This is a genomic window from Bradyrhizobium campsiandrae, assembly GCF_014529705.1.
Classification (GTDB): Bacteria; Pseudomonadota; Alphaproteobacteria; order Rhizobiales; family Xanthobacteraceae; genus Bradyrhizobium; species Bradyrhizobium campsiandrae.
This window is the reverse complement of sequence record NZ_JAANIH010000403.1, coordinates 1-243: the sequence shown is the minus strand read 5'-3', so window position 1 is coordinate 243 and position 243 is coordinate 1. Positions and strand designations below refer to the sequence as shown.

The 243-nt window shown below is 63.4% G+C and carries 1 protein-coding gene; it reads left to right on the top strand.

Features of this window, described 5'->3' with window-relative positions; genetic code table 11:
• On the top strand, positions 1 to 243 hold a 243-nt coding region (locus tag G8O24_RS46960), incomplete at both ends, for an acyl-CoA dehydrogenase family protein (protein ID WP_438503282.1).

Below are 243 nucleotides of genomic sequence, written 5' to 3'. Positions count from 1 at the left end.
TCCGCTCCGGCTTCTCGATGACCGAGCCGCAGGTCGCCTCCAGCGATGCCACCAACATCCAGTGTGCGATCCGGCGCGACGGCGACGACTATGTCATCAACGGCCGCAAATGGTTCACCTCGGGCGCCCAGAGGATGCGGCCCATGATCTCCTTCACGGGCGCATATTCGAGGTTGGTCAATCCGGGACCATGCTCGCCGGAGAGAAACAGATTCCAGAGCCCCTGCTTCTGCGCCAGCCGCT